This is a genomic window from Streptomyces sp. Z423-1, assembly GCF_013009255.1.
Taxonomy (GTDB): domain Bacteria; phylum Actinomycetota; class Actinomycetes; order Streptomycetales; family Streptomycetaceae; genus Streptomyces; species Streptomyces gossypiisoli.
On sequence record NZ_CP053109.1, the window covers coordinates 2,405,234 to 2,425,810 of the forward strand.

The 20,577-nt window shown below is 70.6% G+C and carries 24 protein-coding genes; 2 read left to right on the forward strand and 22 right to left on the reverse strand.

The genetic code is table 11. The features are described from left to right. Positions 1-16 precede the first annotated feature (16 nt). From HJD23_RS10770 to rpsB, 5 genes are all read right to left on the reverse strand, one after another. On the reverse strand, positions 17-1,141 hold the full coding sequence (locus tag HJD23_RS10770) for a phosphatidate cytidylyltransferase (RefSeq protein ID WP_171114449.1): 1,125 nt from the start codon (positions 1,139-1,141) through the stop codon (positions 17-19). Continuing rightward, entirely contained in the window at positions 1,141-1,698 is a 558-nt protein-coding gene (frr, locus tag HJD23_RS10775; RefSeq protein WP_014675285.1) for a ribosome recycling factor, read from the reverse strand. Before frr ends, HJD23_RS10770 begins: the two co-directional genes overlap by 1 nt. A gap of 183 nt (positions 1,699-1,881) precedes the next feature. Beyond that, on the reverse strand, positions 1,882-2,640 hold the full coding sequence (gene pyrH / locus HJD23_RS10780; RefSeq protein ID WP_171114448.1) for a UMP kinase: 759 nt from the start codon (positions 2,638-2,640) through the stop codon (positions 1,882-1,884). A 210-nt stretch (positions 2,641-2,850) separates the two neighbouring features. Further along, positions 2,851-3,687 carry a translation elongation factor Ts gene (tsf, locus tag HJD23_RS10785; protein ID WP_171114447.1) on the reverse strand — a complete coding sequence of 279 codons (837 nt, stop codon included), beginning with the start codon at positions 3,685-3,687 and terminating at the stop codon, positions 2,851-2,853. 176 nt (positions 3,688-3,863) lie between these two features. After that, entirely contained in the window at positions 3,864-4,727 is an 864-nt protein-coding gene (gene rpsB / locus HJD23_RS10790) for a 30S ribosomal protein S2 (protein ID WP_171114446.1), read from the reverse strand. A gap of 274 nt (positions 4,728-5,001) precedes the next feature. Between rpsB and HJD23_RS10795 the strand changes: the two genes are divergently transcribed. Beyond that, the gene (locus HJD23_RS10795) at positions 5,002-5,589 is read left to right on the forward strand and encodes a M23 family metallopeptidase (protein ID WP_171114445.1); all 588 of its coding nucleotides are present in this window, start codon (positions 5,002-5,004) and stop codon (positions 5,587-5,589) included. A 333-nt stretch (positions 5,590-5,922) separates the two neighbouring features. Here the strand turns inward: HJD23_RS10795 and HJD23_RS10800 are convergent, their stop codons facing one another. The 17 genes from HJD23_RS10800 to HJD23_RS10880 form a co-directional block, all read right to left on the reverse strand. Next, the gene (locus HJD23_RS10800) at positions 5,923-6,477 is read right to left on the reverse strand and encodes a TetR/AcrR family transcriptional regulator (RefSeq protein ID WP_171118816.1); all 555 of its coding nucleotides are present in this window, start codon (positions 6,475-6,477) and stop codon (positions 5,923-5,925) included. 94 nt (positions 6,478-6,571) lie between these two features. Continuing rightward, positions 6,572-7,414, reverse strand: coding sequence for an RNA polymerase sigma factor WhiG (gene whiG / locus HJD23_RS10805; protein ID WP_141311108.1), 843 nt, complete (start codon positions 7,412-7,414; stop codon positions 6,572-6,574). Between the two features lie 269 nt (positions 7,415-7,683). Further along, positions 7,684-8,844: a DNA-processing protein DprA gene (dprA, locus tag HJD23_RS10810; protein WP_171114444.1), complete on the reverse strand. Its 1,161-nt coding sequence runs from the start codon at positions 8,842-8,844 to the stop codon at positions 7,684-7,686. Next, positions 8,841-10,466, reverse strand: coding sequence for a YifB family Mg chelatase-like AAA ATPase (locus HJD23_RS10815; RefSeq protein WP_171114443.1), 1,626 nt, complete (start codon positions 10,464-10,466; stop codon positions 8,841-8,843). Before HJD23_RS10815 ends, dprA begins: the two co-directional genes overlap by 4 nt. Before the next feature lies 1 nt (position 10,467). Further along, the gene (locus HJD23_RS10820) at positions 10,468-10,830 is read right to left on the reverse strand and encodes a YraN family protein (RefSeq protein WP_171114442.1); all 363 of its coding nucleotides are present in this window, start codon (positions 10,828-10,830) and stop codon (positions 10,468-10,470) included. 150 nt (positions 10,831-10,980) lie between these two features. Beyond that, entirely contained in the window at positions 10,981-11,289 is a 309-nt protein-coding gene (locus HJD23_RS10825; protein WP_003993268.1) for a DUF2469 domain-containing protein, read from the reverse strand. A gap of 56 nt (positions 11,290-11,345) precedes the next feature. Beyond that, complete coding sequence (locus HJD23_RS10830; RefSeq protein ID WP_171114441.1) at positions 11,346-11,870, reverse strand: NUDIX domain-containing protein; 525 nt, start codon at positions 11,868-11,870, stop codon at positions 11,346-11,348. Next, on the reverse strand, positions 11,860-12,624 hold the full coding sequence (gene lepB / locus HJD23_RS10835) for a signal peptidase I (RefSeq protein WP_171114440.1): 765 nt from the start codon (positions 12,622-12,624) through the stop codon (positions 11,860-11,862). The genes HJD23_RS10830 and lepB (HJD23_RS10835) overlap by 11 nt, the downstream gene beginning before the upstream one ends. 197 nt (positions 12,625-12,821) lie before the next feature. Then, positions 12,822-13,793 carry a signal peptidase I gene (gene lepB / locus HJD23_RS10840; protein ID WP_171114439.1) on the reverse strand — a complete coding sequence of 324 codons (972 nt, stop codon included), beginning with the start codon at positions 13,791-13,793 and terminating at the stop codon, positions 12,822-12,824. Beyond that, entirely contained in the window at positions 13,681-14,775 is a 1,095-nt protein-coding gene (lepB, locus tag HJD23_RS10845; RefSeq protein WP_171114438.1) for a signal peptidase I, read from the reverse strand. Before lepB (HJD23_RS10845) ends, lepB (HJD23_RS10840) begins: the two co-directional genes overlap by 113 nt. Continuing rightward, a complete protein-coding gene (gene lepB / locus HJD23_RS10850; protein ID WP_171114437.1) occupies positions 14,768-15,484 on the reverse strand; it encodes a signal peptidase I in 717 nt (238 codons plus the stop codon). The genes lepB (HJD23_RS10845) and lepB (HJD23_RS10850) overlap by 8 nt, the downstream gene beginning before the upstream one ends. 45 nt (positions 15,485-15,529) lie before the next feature. After that, positions 15,530-15,880, reverse strand: a complete 351-nt coding sequence (gene rplS / locus HJD23_RS10855; protein WP_171114436.1) for a 50S ribosomal protein L19 — start codon at positions 15,878-15,880, stop codon at positions 15,530-15,532. Positions 15,881-16,015: 135 nt separating this feature from the next. After that, positions 16,016-16,849: a tRNA (guanosine(37)-N1)-methyltransferase TrmD gene (gene trmD / locus HJD23_RS10860; RefSeq protein WP_171114435.1), complete on the reverse strand. Its 834-nt coding sequence runs from the start codon at positions 16,847-16,849 to the stop codon at positions 16,016-16,018. Beyond that, on the reverse strand, positions 16,849-17,391 hold the full coding sequence (gene rimM, locus HJD23_RS10865; protein WP_171114434.1) for a ribosome maturation factor RimM: 543 nt from the start codon (positions 17,389-17,391) through the stop codon (positions 16,849-16,851). Before rimM ends, trmD begins: the two co-directional genes overlap by 1 nt. A gap of 93 nt (positions 17,392-17,484) precedes the next feature. After that, a complete protein-coding gene (locus HJD23_RS10870) occupies positions 17,485-17,724 on the reverse strand; it encodes an RNA-binding protein (protein WP_003973401.1) in 240 nt (79 codons plus the stop codon). A gap of 2 nt (positions 17,725-17,726) precedes the next feature. After that, the gene (rpsP, locus tag HJD23_RS10875; RefSeq protein WP_171114433.1) at positions 17,727-18,146 is read right to left on the reverse strand and encodes a 30S ribosomal protein S16; all 420 of its coding nucleotides are present in this window, start codon (positions 18,144-18,146) and stop codon (positions 17,727-17,729) included. A gap of 277 nt (positions 18,147-18,423) precedes the next feature. After that, the gene (locus tag HJD23_RS10880; protein ID WP_141311121.1) at positions 18,424-19,020 is read right to left on the reverse strand and encodes a hypothetical protein; all 597 of its coding nucleotides are present in this window, start codon (positions 19,018-19,020) and stop codon (positions 18,424-18,426) included. A 643-nt stretch (positions 19,021-19,663) separates the two neighbouring features. On the opposite strand from HJD23_RS10880, the gene HJD23_RS10885 reads away from it, so the two are divergent. Beyond that, on the forward strand, positions 19,664-20,569 hold the full coding sequence (locus HJD23_RS10885; protein WP_171114432.1) for a class I SAM-dependent methyltransferase: 906 nt from the start codon (positions 19,664-19,666) through the stop codon (positions 20,567-20,569). The last annotated feature ends 8 nt before the right edge of the window (positions 20,570-20,577 follow it).

Consider the following 20,577-nt stretch of genomic DNA (forward strand, 5'->3'; position numbering starts at 1 on the left):
CAGCCCACCCGACGGCTCAGCCGGAACCCACGAACAGCACCAGCAGCAACCACACCACCGGCGCCGTAGGCAGCAACGAGTCCAGTCGGTCCATGATCCCGCCATGACCCGGCAGCAGCGTGCCCATGTCCTTGATGCCCAGGTCGCGTTTGATCATCGACTCGCCGAGGTCGCCCAGCGTCGCGCTGCCGGCGACCGCGAGGCCCAGGAGCAGGCCCTGCCACCAGGTGCCGTCGTCGATCAGGAACTCCATGCACAGCGCACCGGCGGCCATGGCGAAGCTGACCGCGCCGACCAGGCCCTCCCGGGTCTTGCCGGGACTGATGCGCGGGGCGAGCTTGTGCCGCCCGAAGCGCCAGCCGACGGCGTAGGCGCCCGTGTCGCTGACCACGGTGAGCAGCAGGAACATGAACACCCGCTGCGGCCCGTCCGCCGCGGTCAGCATCATCGCGACGAACGTCGCCAGGAACGGCACGTAGAAGGCCGCGAAGACCCCGGCCGTGACGTCCTTGAGATAGCCCTCCGGCGGTTCCGTCATCCGCCAGACCAGCACCGCCAGCGCGGTGAGCGCCATCGCCACCCACGCGCCCTCGGCGCCCCGCACATACCCGGCGACGACCATCGCCGCACCACCGACCGCGAGCGGAACCAGCGGCGCGTGAATGCCCTTGCGCTCGTCCAGCCGCTTGGTCAGCTCCCACAGCCCCACCACGACGGCCACCGCCACGACCCCGACGAACACCGCCTTGACGATGAACAGGGACGTGATGATCACCGCACCGAGTCCGACCCCGACCCCTATCGCCGCGCCCAGGTCACGGCCCGCACTCTTCTTCTGCGGTGCGGGTGCCGGCTGAGGGGCGTCGTGCATGGGCTCCGGATTCTGCGGCGCCGCGCCGTAGGGCGGCGCCGACGGGCTCTCGTCGCGGAACAAGGGGCCGCTCAGCCGAGCGGCCCCCCGGTCGTCATCCTGGTTTCCGCCATGGGCGGATACGTCGGGCACGATGGGCATGGGGCGAGTCTGCTGCGCGTCAAGCGCATCGTACGTGGGACCCGCCGGGGCGGCCCCCTGGACAGGCCCTCGGTCGGACGGCCCCCAGTACCCGGCGTGGGGCGGCGCCCCCCAGGGAGAGTCGTTCATCAGACCTCGAGCAGCTCGGCTTCCTTGTGCTTGAGCAGCTCGTCCACCTGGGCGACGTACTTCGCCGTGGTGTCGTCGAGCTCCTTCTCCGCACGACGGCCCTCGTCCTCACCGACCTCGCCGTCCTTGATCAGCTTGTCGATGGCGTCCTTGGCCTTGCGGCGGACGGAGCGGATGGACACCTTGGCGTCCTCGCCCTTGCCCTTGGCGACCTTGATGTACTCGCGCCGGCGCTCTTCGGTCAGCTCGGGGAACACCACCCGGATGATGTTGCCGTCGTTGCTCGGATTGACGCCCAGGTCGGAGTCGCGGATCGCCTGCTCGATGTTGCGCAGCGCGCTCTTGTCGAACGGGGTGACGACCGCCATGCGCGGCTCCGGCACGGAGAACGAAGCCAACTGGTTGATCGGCGTCGGCGCGCCGTAGTAGTCGGCCACGATCTTGTTGAACATCGCCGGGTGCGCACGGCCGGTGCGGATCGCGGCGAAGTCCTCCTTGGCGACCACGACGGCCTTCTCCATCTTCTCCTCGGCCTCGAGGAGGGTCTCTTCGATCACCACTTGCTCCTGCGTGTCTTGAGTAGGCCCGGCTGCGGTTCCTTTGCGGCGGCGGCCGGCTGCGTCGCGTCTTCTTCCTGCACGGTTCCCGACCGGCAGACCATTGTCCATCCCCCGGCCAGGGTCCGTCCCGTCCGTCCCCCGTACAGGTGGCGTCCGGCGGACGGCATGGCTGAAGCCGGGTCAGCCCCGGCTGCCCTGCTCACCCACCAGCGTGCCGATCTTCTCACCCTTGACGGCGCGGGCGATATTGCCCTCCTTCAGCAGTTCGAAGACCACGATCGGCAGCTTGTTGTCGCGGCACAGCGTGATGGCGGTGGCGTCGGCGACCTTCAGGTCGCGGGTGATGACCTCGCCATAGCCGAGCGAGTCGAACTTGACCGCGTCCGGATTGGTCTTCGGGTCGGAGTCGTAGACCCCGTCCACCCCGTTCTTGCCCATCAGCAGGGCCTCGGCGTCGATCTCCAGGGCGCGCTGGGCGGCGGTGGTGTCGGTGGAGAAGTACGGCATGCCCATACCGGCGCCGAAGATGACCACGCGGCCCTTCTCCAGGTGCCGTACGGCGCGCAGCGGGATGTACGGTTCGGCGACCTGCCCCATGGTGATGGCGGTCTGCACCCGGCACTGGATGCCCTCCTTCTCCAGGAAGTCCTGGAGGGCAAGGCAGTTCATCACGGTGCCGAGCATGCCCATGTAGTCGGAGCGGGCCCGGTCCATGCCGCGCACCTGCAGTTCGGCACCGCGGAAGAAGTTCCCGCCGCCGATGACGACCGCGATCTGCGCGCCGTCACGTACGACGGCCGCGATCTCATAGGCGATCTTGTGCACCACGTCGGGGTCCACGCCCAGGCCCCCGCCGCCGGAGAAGGCCTCTCCGGACAGCTTCAGCAGAAACCGGCCGCGTACTTTGCCGTCGTCGCTCTTCTGGGGCTTGGTGGTCATGGGGTTCTCGCCTCTTTTACGGGTTGCACATACGAGGAAGGCCATTGCCGGTGGTGGGTTTCTCATCCCCTACGCGGCAATGGCCTCCTCGTCAGATCTGCTGTCGTCCGTCACGCTCGCGTGCGCGCCGGCCCACGTGGGCGACGCGGACGACTGCGGTCGACCCTAGCGGCATTCCGCCCCGGGCCGTGCGTCGATCGCGGTACGGACTCAGATGCCGACCTTGATGCGCGCGAAGCGCTTCAGGGTGACACCGGCCTCGTCCAGGACCTTCTGGACGGACTTCTTGTTGTCGAGGGCGTACGGCTGGCCGAGCAGCGTGGCGTCCTTGAAGAAGCCGTTCAGGCGACCCTCGACGATCTTGCCGATCGCGGCCTCGGGCTTGCCCTCGGCGCGGGTGGTCTCCTCGGCGATCCGGCGCTCGGTCTCGACGACCTCGGCCGGGACGTCCTCCTTGGAGAGGTACTTCGGCGCGAAGGCGGCGATGTGCTGCGCGACGCCCTTGGCGACCTCGGCGTTCGGCTTGTCGAACTCGACGAGGACACCGATCTGCGGCGGCAGGTCGGGCATCGTGCGGTGCATGTAGGCGAGCACGAAGCCGTCGGCGAACTGCGCGAAGCGGTCCAGGACGATCTTCTCGCCGAGGTTGGCGTTGGCCTCGTCCACGAACGCCTGGACGGTCTTGCCGGCCTCGATCTCGGAGGCGAGCAGGGCCTGAAGGTCGGCCGGGGAGGTCTTGGCGACGTGCTCGGCGATGGCCCGGGCCACGGCCTGGAACTTCTCGCCCTTGGCGACGAAGTCCGTCTCGCACTTCAGCTCGACCAGGACGCCGGAGGAGTTGTCGTCGGCGATGATGGAGACCACGGCGCCGTTCTCGGCGGAGCGGCCCTCACGCTTGGCGACGCCCTTCTGGCCCTTGATGCGCAGCGCCTCGACGGCCTTCTCGACGTTGCCCTCGGCCTCGTCCAGCGCCTTCTTGCAGTCCATCATGCCGGCGCCGGTGAGCTCGCGGAGCTTCTTGACGTCGGCGGCGGTGTAGTTCGCCATGAGTCTGTGAGTCTTTCTCGAAGTCTGGAAGATCGAAGATCTACGGGGTACGCGCCCCCCATGTAGCCGGGGGGCACTGTCCTTCCGCTGACCTACAGGTGAACGGCGGGAGCGGACTTCACCGCGCCGGAGGCGCTAGTGGCTCAGTACCGCCCCGCCGTACGTCCCGACGGAGGTCAGGCCTGCTCGCCCTCGGCAGCCGGAGCCTCAGCGGCCGGAGCCTCGGCGGCGGGCGCCTCGGCAGCGGCCGGGGCCTCCTCGGCCTTCTTCTCACCCTCGAGCAGGTCGCGCTCCCACTCGGCGAGCGGCTCGCCCTCGGCCTTCTCGCCCTTGCCCTCACCGGCACCACCGGAGCGGGCGATCAGGCCCTCGGCGACGGCGTCGGCGATCACGCGGGTGAGCAGGGTGACGGAGCGGATCGCGTCGTCGTTGCCCGGGATCTTGTAGTCGACCTCGTCCGGGTCACAGTTGGTGTCGAGGATGGCGACGACCGGGATGTTCAGCTTCCGGGCCTCACCGACAGCAATGTGCTCCTTCTTGGTGTCCACGATCCAGACGGCGCTGGGCACCTTCTGCATCTCGCGGATACCACCGAGGGTCTTCTCCAGCTTGGCCTTCTCGCGCGAGAGCACGAGAAGCTCCTTCTTGGTCAGACCGGAGGACGCGACGTCCTCGAAGTCGATCTGCTCGAGCTCCTTCAGGCGCTGCAGACGCTTGTAGACGGTCGAGAAGTTGGTGAGCATGCCGCCCAGCCAGCGCTGGTTGACGTAGGGCATGCCGACGCGGGTGGCCTGCTCGGCGATGGCCTCCTGCGCCTGCTTCTTGGTGCCGACGAACATGACCGTGCCGCCGTGGGCGACGGTCTCCTTGACGAACTCGTAGGCGCGGTCGATGTACGACAGCGACTGGAGCAGGTCGATGATGTAGATGCCGTTGCGCTCGGTGAAGATGAAGCGCTTCATCTTCGGGTTCCAGCGACGGGTCTGGTGACCGAAGTGGACGCCGCTCTCCAGCAGCTCCCGCATCGTGACGACGGCCATGGCCGTATCTCCTTGAATGTTCTCGGTTGTGCCGCGGATGCCGGGTGGCTCCCGCGCCTGACGCCCACATGCGCCGTGCCACGAAGGACCGAGAGGCGCTGATACGGACCGTCTCCGGTGGCCGTATCGGGGCGTGCGAAGTCGACCCGGTGACCCGGATCGCCACCAGAAGTGTACGGGACCGTCGACCCGCCGGGTGACGCCGCTGTCCACAACCCGGCGGTACTCCACAGGCTTGGGCCGGGATCGTGGCTGATACGGCACGGTTCGGTCCATGCGAGCGAAGCGATGCGCACGAGTGACGTGGGCGCTACTGCTGGTGGTGGCGCCGGTGGTCCTGACCCCCGCGGCCCTGGCGGCCGACCCCCCGGCGCCGGCCCCGACGAGGCCGGACGCCCCGGTACCGGCGATCGGCCGCACCTGGCCCGTGGGCACCCGCCCACCGGTCCTCCGCGGCTGGGAACCCCCGGCGACGCGCTACGGCCGTGGCCACCGAGGCGTGGACCTGGCGGCCCCACCCGGCACACCAGTACGAGCCATCGCCCCCGGCCGTGTCTCGTACGCGGGCCGGGTGGCCGGGAAGGGCGTGGTGTCGGTGGAGCTGAGCGGCACGGGCACCCCGCCCCTGCGAACCACGTACGAGCCGGTGAGGGCGTCGGTGAGGAAAGGCGACGAGGTGGCGGCGGGGGAGGTGGTCGGCACGGTGGAGCCGAGGGGTTCCCACTGCACGACGACATGCGTCCACTGGGGCCTGCGCAGAGGCGACACGTACGTAGACCCGCTGTCCGTACTCCCACCGTGGCTCCTACGACGGGGACCGTCCCGCCTGTTGCCGGTACTGGGGGTGCCACTGCCGTCGTAGCCGAGCCTGAGGGCATGCATGCGGCTCCCGACGCAACTGAGCCCGCGGGCATGCGCGCCGCCGGGCCGTCAGTCCGTGAACCCCGCGGGCATACGCGCACGCCAAGCCGTCACGCCGCAGGCATACGCGCCACCAAGCCGTCACGCCGCGGGCATACGCGCCGCGAGCCGTCAGTCCGTCAGTCCGCGGGCATTCGTGCCGCCTGGGGCGGCACGGGTGGGCGCGGGCGGCACCCCGTCGCGCCGGGCTGCGCACCCTCCCCCCGCTCAGCCCCAGCCGACGCTCAGGCTCAGCCAACCCTCAGCCGCAACGCCGCTCAGCCCCAGCCAACCTTCAGCCGCGCACGCCCCGCAGCACCATCCCCACCGCAGCCTCAGCCACCACCGACGGCTCCTCCACCCCCAGCTCGATCCGCCGCACGGCCGAGTCCACCACCCCCTGCACCAGCATCGCCGCCAGCCGGGGCTCCGCGTGGCCCAGTTCCCGCAGCGCCTCCACGATCATCGCCACGAGCCCCCCATGCGCCGCCCGGATCTTCTCCCGGGCCCCGGCGTCCAGCTCGCTCGCGGAGATCGCCACGACAGCCCGATGCCGCTGGTCCCCCACCAGCGCAAGCTGCGCGCGCACATACGCCTCGACCTTGGCCTCGGCGCCGTCCACCGCGGCCATCGCCGTCTCGACCTCCGCCGCCCAGACCGGGAAGTCGACCGCGCACAGCTCCTCGACCACGGCGGCCCGGGACCGGAAGTACTCGTACACGGACGACCGCGCAAGCCCCGTCCGCTCGGCGAGGGCCGGGAAGGTCAGCGCCTCCGTCCCGCCCTCGGACAGCAGGGAACGAGCCGCGTCCAGCAGGGCGGCTCGCTGCATCGACCGGTGCTCGGCCACGGAGGCCGCTCGAATCCTAGGCACGCCGACCACTTTACGGACGCACCACCCCGGGCGGGAGTGCAGCACACCACGCCGTCGGCGTTCAGCCAGGTCACCGGCCGAAGCCGGCCAGTTTCGCGCGCAACTGCAGCACGGACTTGGTGTGGATCTGGCTCACCCGGCTCTCGGTCACCCCCAGCACATTGCCGATCTCGGCGAGCGTGAGCCCCTCGTAGTAGTACAGCGTGACCACGGTCTTCTCCCGCTCGGGCAGCGTGTTGATCGCCCGCGCCAGGAACCGCCGCAGCTCCCGGTCCTCGGCCACCTCCACCGGATTGTCGGCGGCGGTGTCCTCCAGCGTGTCCATGACGCTCAGTCCGTCGCCGCCGTCGCCCCCGACGTGCAGCAGCTCCTCCAGCGCCACCACGTTCGCCAGCGACAACTGGCTGAAAACGGCATGCAGCTCATCCACCGGGATGCCCAGCTCGGCGGCCACCTCCCCTTCGCTCGGCGTCCGCCGCAGCCGCGCCTCCAGCGTCGCGTACGCCCGCTCCACGTTCCGCGCCTTCTGCCGCACCGACCGTGGAATCCAGTCCAGCGCCCGCAGCTCGTCGATCATCGCGCCCCGGATCCGCGTGATCGCGTACGTCTCGAACTTGATCTCCCGGTCGATGTCGAACTTCTCGATCGCGTCGATCAGCCCGAACACCCCGGACGACACGAAGTCCGCCTGCTCGACATTGGGCGGCAGCCCCACGCTCACCCGCCCGGCGACGTATTTCACCAGCGGCGAGTAGTGCAGAATCAGCTGCTCCCGCAGCCGCTCGTCCCCCGTCTCCTTGTACGACCGCCAGAGCTCGTCGAGCGTCGAGGGAGCGGGCGGCCGATCGCTGCCACCGTCGCGGGCGGCTGGGGGGATCGCCGCCCGGTCGGACCCGGAGGTGTGCTGGGGCATTCGTCGCCTTGTGCCGTTCTGCCGTGAAGGGTGGTACTGGGTGAGCTGTCGCTCTGATGTCGAGTTGCCGGACTGTGCCGGGATCCTCGTGAGCGTAGCGTGACTGAAGAGTCGCGGTGTGCGAAGGATGGGGCGGGCACTGTACGCAGAAACGTTCCACGGAGCGCTCCACCGGGTCAGGACGGTCGCTCTCCGTGACCGCCATGGCCCGCCAACTGCCGGATTTCCCAAGGACATCGGGATTCCCCCGGACGGCCGAACACGCTCTGTCAACATCCGTCCCGTCCGCTCCGAAGGGCGATCATCGCCTGGCGTGTCAACTTCCAGCCGTCGCCGTGTCGTTCGACGTAACCAAGTGCCCTGAGTTCGTACAGCCTCGCGATCGCGTCGTCCTCCGTCGTCGGCACGCCCCGCGCGATCTCCTCGGCGGTGGCCGCCCCGCGTCCGGGCAGTGCCGCCAGGACGTGCCGGATGCCGGGCGCCAGCAGGTCGCGCGGCAGCACCGGCCCGCGCCGGACGGGGGCCAGCTCCCCCATGTCACCGACCAGCTCGACGACCTCGGCCGCGTCGGTGACCAGCGTCGCCTCACCGCGCAGCAGCTCGTGCACCCCGGCCGACTGCGCGCTGGTGGCCGGACCGGGCACGCCCATGGTGTGCCGCCCCAGCCGCTGTGCCGCCCGCGCGGTGACGAGCGAGCCGCTGCGGTGGGCGGCCTCGACGACCACGGTCCCCCTGGTCAGCGCGGCGATCACACGGTTGCGCACGATGAAGCGGCTGGGCGTCGGATGATCCCCCGGCGGCAGCTCGCCCACCACCAGCCCCTGCTCGGCGATCCTGCCGATCAGCTGGGCGTGCCCGCGGGGATAGGGCCGGTCCACGCCACAGGCCAGTACGGCGACGGTGGCTCCGCCGGCGCCGAGGGCGCCCCGGTGGGCGGCGCCGTCGACGCCGTAGGCGCCGCCGGAGACGACCACCCAGCCGCGCTCGGCGAGGCCGGAGGCGAGGGTGACGGCCATATGGGCGCCGTACTCCGTGCAGGCCCGCGCCCCCACGACGGCGACGGACCGCAGCGCCCACATCCGCAGGCCGGCCCGCCCCCGCACCCAGAGCCCCAGCGGCCGGCCGTCCCCCAGATCATCGAGCTGTCCCGGCCACTCCGTCGTCCCCGGGCACACGAACCGCACCCCGGCCGCCCGAGCCACCTCAAGATCCCGCTCCGGCTCGGCCCGTCGAGCCCGCGCCAACAGCCCTGCCCACCGCTTGTCGCTCACCCCCGCCAACGGCACCCCACCGCTTCGCAAATGCCGCACCACCTCACCAACCCCCAACTCCCGCACCCACCGCCCGGCGACCTCATCACCGGGCTCAAGCACCCGCGTGAGAAAGATCCGCCCGAGCAGCTCGTCGTCCGGATCGTCACCGCCGGTCACGTCAGGGCCCCGATGGCCATCGGCACACCGCGTGGCACGCCGGTGCGCAGTTGCAGCGCCAGGGCCACGTCCGTCGCGTCGGGCCGGTCGTGCCCCACGAGGTCCGCCACGGTCCAGGCGACCCGCAGGACCCGGTCGAGACCGCGAGCCGTGAGCACACCGCGCTCCAGATTCCGTTCCGCCTCGTCCATCGCGCCGATCGCGGCGTACCAGCGGCTGCGCAGCTCCCGGCCGGGCACCTCGCTGTTCGTCCGCCACGGAGTGCCCGCGAGGCGGGCGGCCGCCCGTTCCCGGGCGGCGCGCACGCGTTCGGCGACGGCCGCGGTGGGCTCGCCGCGCGCGCCGCGGTCGGTGAGCTCGGCCCGCGTGACGCGATCCACCTCGACGCGGAGGTCGACCCGGTCCAGCAGCGGTCCCGACAGCCGGGCCTGGTAGCGGCGGATCGCCGAGGGCGGGCACTCGCACAGGTCGTCCCGCTGGGAGAAGCGCCCGCACGGGCAGGGGTTGGCGGCGAGCACCATCAGGAACTTCGCCGGGAACCGCACCACGCCGGCACTGCGGGCGATCACGACATGCCCCGCCTCCAGGGGCTGCCGCAGGGCGTCGAGCGCCTGGCTGTTGAACTCCGGCGTCTCGTCGAGGAACAGCACCCCTCGATGCGAGAGCGACACCGCGCCGGGCCGGGCGATGCCGGCGCCGCCGCCGACGAGCGCCTGCATGGTGGCCGAGTGGTGCGGGGCGCAGTACGGGGCGACGTCGATCAGCGGCTTGCCGGGCGGCAGCAGCCCGGCCACCGAGTGCACCGCCGTGACCTCCAGGGACTCCTCGCGGGTGAGCCGGGGCAGGATCCCCGGCAGCCGCTCCGCGAGCATCGTCTTGCCGGCGCCGGGCGGACCCTGCAGGAACACGTGATGTCCGCCGGCCGCGGCGACCTCCACCGCCGTGCGCGCCGAGATCTGGCCCACGACGTCGGCCAGATCGTGCCCGTGGTCGTGCTGGGCGGCGCCGACGCTGTGCATGCCCGTGGCCGAGCCGGTGCCGGGGACGCGCAGCCCGGCGAGCAGGGGATCGGGGCGGTCGTGCGCGTCCGGTTCCTCCTCCGGCACGGGCTCGTCCGCGAGGACCGCGATCAGCTGGCGCAGACTGCGGACGCCCAGCACGGACACCCCCGGGACCAGCGACGCCTCGGCGGCCGCGCACTCGGGTACGACCACCTGCTCATAGCCCGCGTCCGCCGCCGCCAGCACCGCCGGCAGGATGCCGCGCACCGGCCGCACCCGCCCGTCCAGGCCGAGCTCTCCGATCATCACGATGTCGGCGAGCACCCGCGGGTCGATCCGCTCACTGGCCCCCAGCACCGCGCAGGCGACGGCCAGGTCGAACCCACTGCCGGCCTTCGGTACGGACGCCGGGCTGAGCCCGACCGTGAGCTTCTTCTGCGGCCATTCGGCGCCGGAATTCACCACAGCCGCCCGCACCCGATCCCGACTCTCGGTCAGGCTCTTGTCCGGCAGCCCCACCAGCGTGAACGCGGCGACGCCCGGTTCCAGGTCGGCCTGGACCTCCACCACCACGCCCTCGACCCCGACGAGGGCGACGGAGCACGTACGTGCGAAGCCCATCTCAGGCCACCCCCCGCGCGTGCTCGACCACGGGCGCGCCCCGGTCGGGCAGGACGACGCCGATCAGGTCGATACGGACGCCTCCCGGTGGTGCCCCTCCGTGGGTGTGGATCCAGCGTTCGGCGAGGCCGCGCAGCCGCTCGGCCTTCGCCTGCTGCACCGCCCCCATCGGATGCTGGAACCGGCCGGCCCTGCGCGTCTTCACCTCGCAGACGACCAGGACATCCCCGTCCCGCGCCACGATGTCGATCTCACCGGTCCTGCCACAGCGCCAGTTGCGCTCCAGGACCGTCATACCGGCGGCCGTCAGCCGTCGGGCGGCCAGTTCCTCGCCGTACCTGCCGAGTGCGTCTCGTGCGTTCATGTCGGCACCTCCTTGGGCGCCAACGGTCACGCATCCACCACCAAGAAGTGGATCTTGGTGGGCTACTCAGCGGTTGTGGACAACTTCGTCACCCACACGAGCGACCAAAGCCCAGCCCAAGCAACCAAAGCCCAGCCCACCGGCGAAACATCACCCACTCGGCAGTTCGAGATCGCTCTTGTTCAGCTCCTCGATGTTCACGTCCTTGAACGTGAGGACTCGTACCTGCTTCACGAACCGGGCCGGCCGGTACATGTCCCACACCCAGGCGTCCGCCATGGACACCTCGAAGAACACCTCTCCCTGGACCGAGTGCACCTGCATCTCGTAGTCGTTGGTCAGGTAGAAGCGCCGCTCGGTCTCGATCACGTATTTGAACAGACCGACGACATCGCGGTACTCCCGGTAGAGCTTGAGCTCCATCTCGGTCTCGTACTTTTCGAGGTCCTCGGCGCTCATGGCATGTTCCCCTTCAGCCGTGCGATCCCACCATTGTGCGCCAGTCCCGTGAGCCCCTAGACGATTTCCGTGTCGAGGATCTCGGGTCTGGCGGGGGGACCTTCGTCGAGCAGCCTGCGCAGCAGCTCGGCGAGTCTGGTCGGATACACCGTCTCATGAGCCCGGGTCAGTTCCTCACAAGTCCACCACCGGGCTCCCACGACGCTGCGTCGCTCCAGCTCGGTGAGGGCGGCGGCCTGCGTCGTCGTCTGGGTGGTACGGGCCAGGTAGTACCACTCGTCCTGGTCCCAGCGGCGCCCGGCGAACGGGAAGGAACACATCCGCCGCCACAGCACCGGACCGAGCCGGACCTCCGTGATTCCCGTCTCCTCCGCGAGTTCCCGCAGCGCGGCCTCCTCACGGGTCTCCTCGCCCTCCAGTCCGCCGCCCGGCGTGAACCACCAGTCGTCCGCCGGGTCGTCCGGCTCGTGGCCGTGCAGCAGCAGGATCCGGTCCTCCGGGTCGAGCAGCACGACCCGCGCCACCTTGCGCGTCGCACGGGCGCCGACGAGCTCGTACCCCTCCGTGGCCTCAGCGGACACCGGCGGGCTCCGTCCTCGCCCGGGATCCCAGACGCTTCGCGATCGGCCCGTACGCGGCACCAGCGAGCACCAGCACGGCGCCTACGACGATCAGGGCGCCGATCGTCCGCAGCGGCCCCGGCGCGGACAGGCCGCCGAGGGCCTCGAAGCCCGTGGGGCGTGCCAGCATGCCGTTCATGGGCCAGACCACGGCGTCCACCCGGCCGGAGACGTCGTCGCGGGCCACGGTGCCGCTCGCGGCGTCCGTGAGGTGGGCGGTGGAGTCCAGGGAGCCGTGCCGCTCGTCGCCGAGCAGGAACAGCCGCCCCTCGGGCACGGTCACGCCGAAGTTCATGTCCGAGGCCCGCTGCCCCTTGGACAGATACGGTTCGTCGATCTCCTTGCCGTTGACGGTGAGCTTGCCGTCCTGGCAGCAGGCGACCTTGTCGCCGCCGACGGCCACCACCCGCTTGATCAGCGGCGCGTCGCCCCAAGCCGCGTCCTTGAACACGACGACGTCACCACGGCGCACCTCGGCGCCGTCGACACGCTGGGCCAGCACCCTGTCGCCCGCGTCGATGGTCGGCGTCATGGAGCCGGTGGGCACGGTGTACGGCAGATAGGTCACCGCTCCCCAGCCGAAACCGCCCAGGAACAGCACGAGGCCCAGCGCGACCGCCAGCCCGGACAACCCCTGTCCGATCCGGCCGCCCGCCGGGCCCTTGTTCGTCCCACCGCTGTGCGGGGCCGTACGTGTCGCGCTCTCGCCACCCATGGATCCGCACCCTACCCGGCGGTACCTGGCCCGGTCAGCCCTTCGTCCCGCCGCGCGGACAGCTCCACGATGACTTCACGCGGACCGGAGACCACACCGACGACCAGGCCGCCGACCGGACCGCAACCGCCGAGAACACACCGACCGCCGGACCACGACCCGCATCAGACCCCCGGCCGCCAAACCGCGAGCGAGCTTCACGCCCCCGGCCGCCGACGGCGCCACAGTGCCACCGGCACGACCCCCGCGAGGGCCAGCGCGTTCGGCGCGTTGGTCAGGGCCGCCGCCGTGGCCGACTGGTCGTTCAGGCCGGGCTGGTCGAAGGTGTCCGGCACCGGGAGGGTGCCCCAGCGGTTGATCGGCCAGGCCTTCACGATGGCGCGTCCGACGACCTTGTCGACCGGGACCATGCCCTTGTTGGCGTCGCCCTGGTTGTAGCGGGAGTCCCGGGAGTTCTGCCGGTGGTCGCCCATGACCCAGATGAAGCCCTCGGGGACCTTCACCTTGAACTGGCCGCCCTGGTCGTCCTGGCTGCACGGCGTGTTGCCGGGGTAGACGTACGGCTCGTTCAGCGCCTTGCCGTTGACCTTCAGCGGGCCGGTGCCGTTGCACTCGACCGTGTCGCCGCCGACGCCGATGACGCGCTTGATGAGGTCCTTCTCCTCGGCGGACGGCATCAGGCCGATCCAGCTGAGGAACGTCTGCAGGGCGTTCGGATCCGGCGTCGGCTCGCCCGCCAGCCAGTTGTCGGGGTCGTGGAAGACGACGACCTCGCCGCGCTCGGGCTCGGAGCCGAACCAGGGGGTGAGCTTGTCGACGAGTACGCGGTCGCCCTCCTGCAGGGTGTTCTGCATCGAGTCGGAGGGGATCGAGAACGCCTGCACGAGGAACGTCTTGATCAGCAGCGCCAGCACCAGCGCGATACCGATCAGGATCGGCAGCTCCTTCCAGAAGGAGCGCTGCTTCTTCGGCTGCCTGGGGGCGGGGCCCGACGGCCCCTGGTCCCCGGTCTGGCTCTGTTCGTCCGTCACCGTGCCGTCCTCGGCCGCCTGGCCTTCATTCCCGGAGTTTGCGGCGCTGTCCGTGGCCCGGGGGGCCGCTTCCACGGGGCGTCCGCGGTGCTCCTCGCCGTCGTGTCCGGACCGTGCGCCAACCGCCACATCCCCCACGCCAACTCCTTACTCTGTGCCACCGCCTGCCCCACACACGACGCAGGCCCACCACTCCCATAACGAGCGGGAGTTCCGCAGGGGTCGGGAGCTGGATCGTTCCGTTCGAATCGTTGGGGGCAACCCTATGCGACGGCTGGGGGGCCGCGGTCGACCCGCCCGCCGAGTCGGACACGGAAGCGTAGGTTTTCGGTTCGTTCAGCGTGGTCCAGTGGTCCAGCGGCCAGGCGATGACGACGGCCCGGCCGACCACCTCGTCCACGGAGACGGTGCCGCCGTAGTCGGTGTCCTGGTGGGAGCGGGAGTCCGCGGAGTTGGACCGGTGGTCGCCCATCACCCACAGCCGCCCCTGGGGCACGGTGATGTCGAACCCGGTCGCGGACGGCTCGTTGCCGGGGTACAGGTAGTCCTCGTTCAGCGGAATGCCGTTGACCGTGACCCGCCCTTGCGTGTCACAGCACTGCACCCGGTCTCCGCCGACGCCGACGACCCGCTTGATGAGGTCCTTCTCGTTGTCGGACGGCAGCAGGCCGATGAAGGTGAGCCCCTCCTTGACCTGCTTGACGACGATGGGGTCCTCCTTCTGCGGCGTGGGCTGCTCGTCCTGGAGCCAGCCGCCGGGGTCCTTGAAGACCACGACGTCGCCGCGTTGCGGCTGGGCACCGAACCACGGCGTGAGCTTGTCGACCAGGACCCGGTCGCCGATCTGGATCGTCTGCTCCATGGAGCCCGACGGGATCACGAACGCCTGGACCAGGAACGTCTTCAGGACGAGGGCTATCAGCACGGCCACACCGACCAGGAGCGGTATCTCCTTTATGGCCGACCGGCGCCGGCGCCGCTTGACCTTCCGCTGCAGCTTGCGCCGCTCCGCGCGCGTACGGCCGCCCCCGGCCGGGACGGCGGCACGCCGGGTACCGGTGGGCAGCAGGTTCTCGGCGGCACTGGCGGGCGTACCGCGCGGTTTGCCGCGGTTACCCATGCGTGCCCTCCGCCGCGGGCACGCGCGCGTAGGCGCCGGTTCGGTCCAGGTGGGTGGCGTGGGCGAGGGGCCAGACGATCCAGTCGGCCCGGCCGATCACATCGCCGACGGGGATCATGCCGCCGCCGGGTGAGCCGAGGCGGTCGCGGGAGTCGCTGGAGGCGCTGCGGTGGTCGCCGAGAACGAACAGGGTGCCGTCGGGCACGACGACGTCGAAGGGCACCGTGGACGCGCTGTCGCCGGGGTACAGGAACGTCGACTCGTCGACGGACCGGCCGTTCACCTGGAGCCTCCCCTCCTTGTCGCAGCAGACGACGTGATCTCCACCCACACCCACAACACGTTTGACGTAGTCGGCGTCCCCGAAGTTTCCGGCGCCGTCGAACACGACCACGTCGCCGCGGCGCGGCTGAGCACCGAAACGGTACGCCAACTTATTTACGAGAACGCGGTCGCCGATCCTCAATGCCTGCTCCATCGATCCGCTGGGGATCTGGAACGGCTGCACCACGAACGTGTTGAGCAGCAGCGCGAACACCAGGCAGGCAAGCAGCGTCAGGGTGATCCGACCGCCCGGGACCCACCCGGCGACCCGCGCCACCAACGCGAAACGCGACCGGCCCTCCGGTCCCTCTGTGTCCGAGATCTCCTCGGCATCGGAAGGGCGGGAGGAGCGGTCGCGCTCCGTCGGCTGTGCTTCGGTGTCCATCGGAGCCAGATGCTATCCGGCCCCGCTGTGAACCCCGGGAGGCGCTCAGCTCTCGCGCTTCTCCTTGATCTTCGCCGCCTTGCCGCGCAGGTCGCGCAGGTAGTACAGCTTGGCGCGGCGGACGTCACCCCTGGTGACGAGCTCGATCTTCTCCACGATCGGGGTGTGCACCGGGAAGGTGCGCTCGACGCCGACGGAGAAGGAGACCTTGCGGACCGTGAAGGTCTCGCGCACGCCGGAACCCTGGCGGCGGATCACCACGCCCTTGAACTGCTGCACACGGGAGCGGTTGCCCTCGATGACGCGGACGTGGACGTTCACGGTGTCACCCGGGCGGAACGCCGGGACGTCGCTGCGCAGCGACGCGGAGTCGACGGAGTCGAGCAGGTGCGACATTTCGTCTGCTTTCTTCGCTGATGCCACAGGTCATCAACGGAAACTAGGTTTCTGGTACGAGAGTCGTGCGGGTCGAAGCGGGCGTCGTGTCCCCCTGTGGCAGGGGCGCACGCCGGACGGGCGCACAACAGCGGTCTATTCTTCCACGCTCTCGGTCCTGCGCCAAAATCGGCCGTACGGCTCCCCTGCGGGGTCCGGTTCCCAGCCCAGGATGGAGAGCATCTCGCGGTCCTTCTTGTCGAAGGCCTTGGGATCGCACCGCTCGATCAGGTCCGGCCGGTGGGCCGTCGTACGCCGCAGCGCCTCGTCGCGCCGCCAGCGGGCGATCTTCCCGTGATGGCCGCTGAGCAGCACGTCCGGGATCCCGCGGCCCCGCCACTCGGGCGGCTTGGTGTAGACGGGCCCCTCCAGGAGGTTGGCCATGGCACCGGGCGCGAAGGAGTCGTCCCGGTGCGACTCGGCGTTCCCGAGGACGCCGGGCAGCAGCCGCGCCACGGCCTCCGTGATGACCAGTACGGCCGCCTCCCCGCCGGCGAGGACGTAGTCGCCGATGGACACCTCGTACACCGGTGTCCGGGTGGCGTACTCGTCGATGACCCGCCGGTCGATGCCCTCGTAGCGGGCCGGGGTGAAGATCAGCCACGGGCGCTCGGAGAGCTCCACGGCGAGTTCCTGGGTGAAGGGGCGGCCGCTGGGCGTGGGGACGATCAGGGCCGGCCCGTGGGAGCCCGTCTCGTAGCCGTCGGCGAGGACGGAATCGAGGGCGTCGCCCCACGGCTCGGTCTTCATGACCATGCCGGGGCCGCCGCCGTACGGGGTGTCGTCGACCGTGTGGTGGCGGTCGTACGTCCAGGTGCGCAGATCATGCACGTGCACCATCAGCTGTCCACGCGCGCGTGCCTTGCCGACCAGGGAGACGTTCAGCGGGTCGAGGTACTCGGGGAAGATCGTGACGACGTCGAGCCGCATCAGGACTCATCCCTGGACGAGGCGATGTCCGCGCGGTCGTCGATCAGCCCGGGCGGCGGGTCGATGACGGCCCGCTGCTCCTCCAGGTCGATCTCGGTGACGATCTCCTCCACGAACGGGACCATGACCTCGCTGCCGTCGGGGCGCTCCACGATGAACAGGTCCTGCGAGGGCAGGTGCGAGATCTCGGTGATCCGGCCGACCGCCACCCCGTCCTTGGTGACGACGTCGAGGTCGATCAGCTGGTGGTCGTAGTACTCGTCCTCGCCCTCGGGCAGCTCGTCCGGGTCGATCTCGGCGATCAGGAGGATGTTGCGCAGGGCCTCGGCGGCGTTGCGGTCGTTCACGCCCTCGAAGCGCAGCAGCAGACGGCCGCTGTGCACCCGGCCGGTCTCGATGGTGAGGGGCCCGGCGGAGGCCGGGTCGGTGGCCAGGACGGCGCCGGGCGCGAGCCTGAGCTCGGGCTCGTCGGTACGTACCTCCACGGTGACCTCGCCCTTGATGCCGTGGGCACGGCCGATCCGTGCGACTACCAGCTGCACTGTGCTTGTTCTCCTGTCATACGACCGGCCATACGACTGCGGGCCGGGGACGGCCCTATGGCCCTCCCCGGCCCGAGCCGGTTGCGATAAGCGTCAGCGGACGTGGTCCACGTCGACGAGGTCGACGCGGACGCCGCGGCCGCCGATGGCGCCCACGACGGTGCGCAGAGCGCGTGCGGTGCGGCCATTGCGGCCGATCACCTTGCCGAGGTCGTCGGGGTGGACCCGGACCTCCAGCACACGTCCACGGCGCAGGTTGCGCGAGGCGACCTGCACATCGTCAGGGTTGTCGACGATGCCCTTCACGAGGTGCTCGAGAGCCTCCTCGAGCATGCTCAGGCCTCGGTCGACTCGGACTCAGCCGCAGCCTCGTCCTTCTTGTCAGCCTTCTTCTTCTGGGTGATCGCCTCACCCTTGCCCTCGCCTTCGCCACCGAGGGCCTCGAACGACGGGCGGGCCTTCTTCGGCTCGGCGGTCAGCAGCGGCGCCGGGGCGGGCTCACCCTTGAACTTCTGCCAGTCGCCGGTCTTCTTGAGGATGGCGAGCACGGGCTCGGTCGGCTGGGCGCCGACACCGAGCCAGTACGCCACACGCTCGGCGTCGACCTCGATCACCGACGGGTGGTACGTCGGGTGGTACTTGCCGATCTCCTCGATCGCACGGCCGTCACGGCGGGTGCGGGAGTCGGCGACGACGATGCGGTAGTGAGGCGAACGGATCTTGCCCAGACGCTTCAGCTTGATCTTGACTGCCACGGGAGTGGGTTCTCCTGGATTTGACGTGGTTGGGCACGGCGAGAAGGCCGCGTGGGGTTGCGGTACCCGAGTGCCCGATGGACGCGTCAGCCGGAGGAGAGAGGGGTCCTGTGCGGCTGTCGAGTACAGCTAGCCATTCTGCCACACCCCGCGGACCGCTTCAGACCGAGGGTGCGCCGAGGCACGCCGGAGCGACACCCGGCGTCCCCGCGACCGACGCCGGGTGCGCGACCCGCGGCACTACGGTGCCGCACGGCTGCCACGAGCAGCCGTGCACTCACCTCGCGCCCGCGCCCACCACCTCGGGGATCCGGAACGGCTTGCCGCAGCCGCCGCAGACGATCGGGGCCTGGGCGAGGACGGACGGAACGACCCGTACATTGCGGCCGCAGTCGCACACCGCCTTGACCCGGACGCCGCCGCCGGAGGAGCCGTGGCGGGCGGCCGGGCCACGGAAGGCGCGGCCGGTGTCGGCGGTGGTGGCGGCGGTGTGGGCCTTCAGGGCGCGCTGGAGGCGCTCGATCGTCGGGCGGTAGCGCCGCTTCGCCTCGGGGTTGAGCGTGACCAGCGAGAAGCCGCTGCTGGGGTGCGGCTCCTCGGGGTGGTCCAGGCCCAGCTCCTCGGCGATGGCGAGGAATCTGCGGTTGTGGTACCGGCCGGCGCGGGAGGTGTCGCGGATTCCGCGCGCGGCGGCGATGCCGTGGACTGCCTCATGGAGCAGCCGTTCGAAGGAGAGTTCGTGCCCGCAGGCGGACGACGACTCCCCGATCAGGGACTCGGGCGCGGCAAGGTCCGGCAGCTCGGGGTGGTACCGCTGAATGTCGGCCCACGCCTGTGCCAGCTCTGCGGCGAGAACAGGTGGTGTCGTGCTCACGTAATGACAACGAGCCTGAGTCCCGCTGTGTTCCTATTCCGGGGCATCCCAAATAATTTGCACGTACCCGTCAGTTGCCGCTGATGCGTCCTGACGAGGGCGGGTGCGCTGATCTGCGGAGAAGCCGCACAGCTCATACCAAGGTGGTGCGTAGCCTGACGTACGACCCGGCGCGTAGAGCGTGTCCGCACGCCGGGGTGTGTGGGTCCGCGGGTGCGCAAGAGCCGTTTCGGCCGCCTCGCGTCCGCGCCCGGCATACGCGCGGTTCGACCGTGACCATACCTGGTCCGCGTCCGCGGTCCGCCACCTCCCTGACCCCCAGCGGCCGGGCGGCGGCCGGCGCTCTCGACCTTGGCCGGAACCGGGCCGCCGCCCCGCCCCGCGACCCACGGTCATCGCCTACGGCATGAACACGCCACTCCGCGCCCCCTGGACGGAGGAATTCCGTCGTAAAGAGGGACACCGGCGTTGCCGGAATGTGAATTCTCGCCACTCACGGGGGCACCTCACAAGCGGGCCGCCGCGACCCCTGGACGCCGCCGCGGGCTCGGAGTTACCTGGCATACGGGGGGAGGGTGGACGTACGCGACGGGGGCGACGAAAACCGGGACAGCGGCAACTCTCTGCGGATTGGGGCGCTTCGATGACACCTACGCTCGTGCGGCAGCACCAGCCTCACGCGGGACCCGCACCCCGTGTGGACCTGCGTGCACGCGCGCGTGACTGGTCGGAGATCCAGGAGCGGATGCTCGTACCGCTCTACGAGGCCGTCTACGAGCGGCTGGACGTGGGGCCCGGCACCCGGCTGCTGGGCCTGGGCTGCGGTTCCGGACTCGCCCTGCTGATGGCGGCCGCCCGGGGCGCCGCCGTCACCGGTGTCGAGTCGTCCTCCCCGGAGAGACTGGCCCTCGCGCGCGAGCGCCTGCTGCCGGAGACGACGGGGGCGACCGAGGCGACGCAGGCACAGAGCACGCGCGCGCGTACGGGTGCCCGGCTCGTCGAGGGCTCCCCCGAAGACGCCGTCCCCGAGGCGGCCGCCGACGCGCAGGCACCGGCGTACACCCTCGTCACCGCCTTCGAGCCCATCGGGTGTCTCGCGGGTGACGCGGAGGGCCTCAGTGGGCTGCTCGCCGCGGCGACACCGCTCGCCGAGCGGGACGCGTCGGTGGTGCTGGCCGGCTGGGGGCCACCGGAACGGTGCGCGACGTCGTCGGTGCTGCGGGTGGCCACCAAGCTGGCCGATCCGCTGCGCGGCGGCGGCAGTTGGCGCCCGGCGCTCCGCGACGACCTGGAGGAGGTCGCCCAGCGGGCCGGGCTCAGGCCGGACGGTTCTGGGCGGGTCGCCTGCGCGTTCGGGTACGCCGACGTGGACAGCGCGGTACGCGGGCTGCTGTCGACCGGGCTGTTCGACGCGGCGATCATGGCGACCGACCAGGAGCAGGTCGACAAGGAGCTGACCGAGGCGCTGCATCCGCACCGGCGGCCCGACGGCACGGTGTGGATGCCGAACGTGTTCCGCTATCTGATCGCCCGGACTCCCCAGAGGTGACGCCGTAG

What these genes read in the sequence shown, in the direction of transcription:
- HJD23_RS10770 (WP_171114449.1), bottom strand. Translation starts at nt 1,141, where the DNA reads ATGAACGACTCTCCCTGGGGGGCGCCGCCCCACGCCGGGTACTGGGGG.
- pyrH (WP_171114448.1), bottom strand. Translation starts at nt 2,640, where the DNA reads ATGACCACCAAGCCCCAGAAGAGCGACGACGGCAAAGTACGCGGCCGG.
- tsf (WP_171114447.1), bottom strand. Translation starts at nt 3,687, where the DNA reads ATGGCGAACTACACCGCCGCCGACGTCAAGAAGCTCCGCGAGCTCACC.
- rpsB (WP_171114446.1), bottom strand. Translation starts at nt 4,727, where the DNA reads ATGGCCGTCGTCACGATGCGGGAGCTGCTGGAGAGCGGCGTCCACTTC.
- HJD23_RS10795 (WP_171114445.1), top strand. Translation starts at nt 5,002, where the DNA reads ATGCGAGCGAAGCGATGCGCACGAGTGACGTGGGCGCTACTGCTGGTG.
- whiG (WP_141311108.1), bottom strand. Translation starts at nt 7,414, where the DNA reads ATGCCCCAGCACACCTCCGGGTCCGACCGGGCGGCGATCCCCCCAGCC.
- HJD23_RS10815 (WP_171114443.1), bottom strand. Translation starts at nt 10,466, where the DNA reads ATGGGCTTCGCACGTACGTGCTCCGTCGCCCTCGTCGGGGTCGAGGGC.
- HJD23_RS10820 (WP_171114442.1), bottom strand. Translation starts at nt 10,830, where the DNA reads ATGAACGCACGAGACGCACTCGGCAGGTACGGCGAGGAACTGGCCGCC.
- HJD23_RS10825 (WP_003993268.1), bottom strand. Translation starts at nt 11,289, where the DNA reads ATGAGCGCCGAGGACCTCGAAAAGTACGAGACCGAGATGGAGCTCAAG.
- lepB (WP_171114440.1), bottom strand. Translation starts at nt 12,624, where the DNA reads ATGGGTGGCGAGAGCGCGACACGTACGGCCCCGCACAGCGGTGGGACG.
- lepB (WP_171114438.1), bottom strand. Translation starts at nt 14,775, where the DNA reads ATGGGTAACCGCGGCAAACCGCGCGGTACGCCCGCCAGTGCCGCCGAG.
- lepB (WP_171114437.1), bottom strand. Translation starts at nt 15,484, where the DNA reads ATGGACACCGAAGCACAGCCGACGGAGCGCGACCGCTCCTCCCGCCCT.
- rplS (WP_171114436.1), bottom strand. Translation starts at nt 15,880, where the DNA reads ATGTCGCACCTGCTCGACTCCGTCGACTCCGCGTCGCTGCGCAGCGAC.
- trmD (WP_171114435.1), bottom strand. Translation starts at nt 16,849, where the DNA reads ATGCGGCTCGACGTCGTCACGATCTTCCCCGAGTACCTCGACCCGCTG.
- HJD23_RS10870 (WP_003973401.1), bottom strand. Translation starts at nt 17,724, where the DNA reads ATGCTCGAGGAGGCTCTCGAGCACCTCGTGAAGGGCATCGTCGACAAC.
- HJD23_RS10885 (WP_171114432.1), top strand. Translation starts at nt 19,664, where the DNA reads ATGACACCTACGCTCGTGCGGCAGCACCAGCCTCACGCGGGACCCGCA.